A 4,271-nucleotide genomic window follows, 5' to 3' on the forward strand; every position below is an offset into this window, starting at 1 on the left:
TTAGAGGTTCGCGACAGTCCTGTTGCGACGGTTCCTTCGGAGCCTTTGCGATTGTGCGACGAGGACGGCACGCAGGACGGTTTCACGTTCTTCGACCTGACGGTCGTTGCTCCTGAGGTTTACGGTTCTTTGCCCGTGGACCAGTTCGACCTGTACTACTACGCTGACTTCGACGATGCTGATTTGGCGGGGATGCTTGCGCTTACGGCGCCTGACTTTTCGGCCGCGATCCCTGACCCGACGAACTATTTGAACGCTGCGAACCCTGACACGGTGTACATACTGATGGTGGGCAACGCGAACAGCACGAGCCCGAACAACGGTGCCAACGGCTGCTACGACATCGTTCCGCTGGAGCTGATCGTTGACCCGCTCCCGGAGGACTTCGGCCCGTTCGAGATGGCGCTGTGCGACGACGAGCTGAACGGCAGCACGCAGGACGACGAGGTATCGACCTTCGACCTGACGAGCGTGGAGCCGGCGGTGACGGGCGGCGACGCGACCCTTACGGTCACGTGGTACCTGACCCCGGCCGACGAGGCCGCTGACAACCCGATCATGGGCCCGGACATGTTCCAGAACACGGTGACCCCGCAGACGCTGATCGGTAGGGTGACCACGGAGCAGGACTGCAGCATCACGGTGACCCTCACCCTTACGGTGCTCCCGGTCCCCACGCCGAACCCGGCCCCTGCGCCGATCGAGCTTTGCGACGACGACGACGACGGTATCGTTGGCGGCTTCGTCCTGACGGACCGTGACGCGGAGATCATCAACGGCGAGCCTGACGTGAGCGTGCTCTACTACGAGAGCGAGCAGGAGGCCATCGACGCTGTTGCGGGCACGGAGATCGTTAGCCCCTATACGAACATAGACCCTAACACGCAGGTGGTGTACGCCAGGGTGACGCGCGACGTCCCCCCCGCGGTACTGCCCTGCTTCGACATAGTTGAGCTTACCCTGAACGTCATCGCGCTCCCGGACATGCCGGACGCTGCGTTCCTGGACCCTTTCCAGTCGTGCGACACTGACGGCAGCGGCCAGGCGGTCTTCGACCTGACCCAGCAGGACGCTGCGGTACTGGGTGTACAGGACCCGGCGGACTTCGCCCCGGTGAGCTACCACGTTCTCGAGGCGGACGCGCAGGCGGGCCTCAACGCGATCGACCCGGCCAACGCCTTCGTGAGCACCGGCCAGACGGTCTGGGTGCGCCTTGAGAGCCTTGTGACGGGCTGCGTGAGGGTGACGCCCTTCGAGCTCGTCGTTGGGACCTTCCCGACGATCGGTACCGGTGGCGACCTCTACCTTTGCGACGACGAGGTGAACGGGAGCACGCTGGACGACGGCGTTTCGACCTTTGACCTCTCGCAGAACACCCCGCTGATCGACCTTGGCGACGACACCCTGGTGGTGGAGTACTACGCCACGGCTGCGGACCTTGCCACGGGCACCCCGATAGGTGACCCCTCGGCCTACCAGAACATATTCTCGCCCCAGCAGGAGATCTTCGTCGGGGTGACCAACACGGAGGGCTGCTCTGCCTTCAACAGCTTCTTCATCAACGTTGAGGCGAACCCGGCCCCGGTCGAGCCCACGGCCTTCGTTGCGTGCGACGACGACAACGACGGCTTCTACACGGATTTCATACTGACCGACAAGGACGCTGAGATCATCGGCGCCGACACGGACGTTACGGTGTTCTACTACGAGACGCTTTTGGACGCCCAGTCGGGCGACCCGGCTGACGCGCTGGCCAGCCCCTACGCGAACATAGTGCCCTTCAGCCAGACCATATACGCCAGGGTGGTGCGCGACGTGCCCCCCTTCGTGAACGCCTGCTTCGCCATCGTGGCGATGGAGCTGCGCGTCGAGCTGTTGCCCAACCCGCCGGACCCGGAGACGTTCCTGGCGCCGATGGAGCTGTGCGACGACGACACGGACGGGTTCATGGTCTTCGACCTGACCCTGAACAGCGCCCCGGTGCTGGCCGACCAGGACAGCCCCTCGGACTTTTTGGAGGTGACCTACTACGAGGCGGCCGCCGATGCTGACGCTGGCACCAACGCGATACCGGTACCCGATGCCTACACCAACCTCTCCAACCCCCAGACGGTCTGGGCCAGGGCGGAGAACGGCTTGACGGGCTGCTACCTTGTGACGCCCTTCGACCTCGTGGTGAACCCGCTGCCTGTACTTGGCACTGGCCCCTTCGAGATGGTCGAGTGCGACGACACGGAGAACGGCAGCACGCTGGACGACGGTGTGTCGACCTTCGACCTGACGCTCAACAACGATGCGATCACGGACGGCGACGACAGCTACTCTGTGTCGTACTACCTGAGCGTTGCGGACCAGGACGCGGGCAACGCGATAGCGGACCCGACGGCCCACCAGAACATAGACCCGGTGACGGGCCTTGCGGTGAACCCGCAGGACATCTTCGTTTCGGTCTTCACGGGCCCCGGCTGCGAGGCACGGACGGACCTGACCCTCAGGGTGCTCCCGAACCCGACGCCTAGCGTACCGGTACCGCTCGAGATCTGCGACGGCGACGGCGGCCCTGACGACACGGACCCCACGGACGGCCTCTCGGTCTTCGACCTGACCCAGAAGGACGCGGAGATCATCAACGGCGAGCCGGACGTTAACATACTGTACTTCGAGGACGCTGCCCTTGCGGAGGCCGGCGACCCGGCCGATGCCGTGGCGGACCCGACGGCCTACCAGAACACGGTCCCCGGCGGCCAGACGATATATGCGAGGGTGACGCGCGACGTCCCCCCGGGCGAGCTCCCCTGCTACGTTGTGGTGGAGCTGGAGGTGGTGGTGAACCCGCTGCCGGACGGCAGCGCGGAGGTACCGGACCTGGTTGCCTGCGAGTTCGGTGCTGACGGCGTGGCTGTCTTCGACATAACCGACCGGGACGCGGACGTTCTCAACGGGCAGGACCCGGCGCTCTTCGGTGTGACCTACTACCAGAGCCTAGCGGACGCCCAGGCGGGGAGCTCCCCGATACTGGACCCGACGGCCTTCCCGAACTCCTCGAACCCGCAGGCGATATACGCCAGGGTGACGGACCTTTCCACGGGCTGCTTCGTGGCCAGTGAGGAGGACCCGGATACGGGGGATGTCTCCCTGAGCTTCGACCTGGAGGTGAAGGAGGCGGCCGCGGCGATGGAGCCGGCGCTCCCCTACGAGATATGCGACAACCTTGACGGCAACGACGGCACGGGCGCCTTCACGCTGTTCCCGGACGCCGGGAACCCGACGGAGCTCGACGCCGAGGCCGAGGCCCTTGCGGCCGAGATACTCGCGGGCCAGGACCCCGCGGTCTACGTACTGACCTACCACGAGACGCCGGAGAACGCCGAGGCGGGCACCGGTGCGCTCCCGGACATATACACCAACGTTGTGAACCCGCAGGTGATCTACGCCCGGGTGACCAACCGTGCCGACCCTGAGGACGAGGACGCGTGCTTCGCGGTTGTGGAGGTGGTCCTGAGCGTTGAGCAGCTGCCCACGGTGGAGCTCGATGAGGAGTACCGCCTGTGCGTCGACAACGGCGTGGCGATCCCCGAGGAGTCGGGCGACCCGTCGCCGCCTGTGATCGACACGGGCCTCGACCCTTCCCTGTACATCTTCGCCTGGACGGTCAACGGTGTGCTTCAGCCCAACGCTGTGGACCCGTTCATCGTGGCGACCGAGGCCGGTTCGTACGAGGTGGAGGTGACCGAGGTGGAATCGGGCTGCAGCACGGTGGCGGTGACCACTGTGGTGACATCCTCTCCGCCGCAGGAGTGGACGGTGGACGTCACCAGCAACGCCTTCGACGGTGAGCACTCGATAGAGGCCACGGCCACGGGCGATGGCAGCTACGAGTACCAGCTGGACGACGGCCCCTTCGTGGGCGCCGGTGAGATCGCGCACACCTTCACGGGGGTGCAGGCTGGCAACCACACGGTGACCATACGCGACATCAACGGCTGCGGCAGCGTGACGGTGGAGGTCGGTGTGATCGACTACCCGCGCCTTCTGACGCCCAACGCGGACGGCTTCCACGACGAATGGAACATCATCGGGATCGCCAGCGGCGACCCTACGGCAAAAATTTATATATTTGACCGCTTCGGGAAGCTGCTCAAGCAGATCAGCCCGATGGGCCCAGGCTGGGACGGTACCTACAACGGCAACCCGCTGCCCTCGAGCGACTACTGGTTCAGGGTCGAGTACACCGAGGACGAGGCAAGAAAGGAGTTCACTGGACACTTTAC

At 65.0% G+C, this 4,271-nt stretch carries 1 protein-coding gene; it reads left to right on the plus strand.

Going from position 1 to position 4,271, the window contains the following annotated elements:
• Positions 1-51: 51 nt before the first annotated feature.
• A partial coding sequence (locus POV27_RS16835; RefSeq protein ID WP_272863962.1) for a T9SS type B sorting domain-containing protein occupies positions 52-4,271 on the plus strand: 4,220 nt, incomplete at its 3' end.

Origin of the sequence: Aureisphaera galaxeae (assembly GCF_028561275.1) — a bacterium.
In the GTDB taxonomy this organism is placed as follows: Bacteria; Bacteroidota; Bacteroidia; order Flavobacteriales; family Flavobacteriaceae; genus Aureisphaera; species Aureisphaera galaxeae.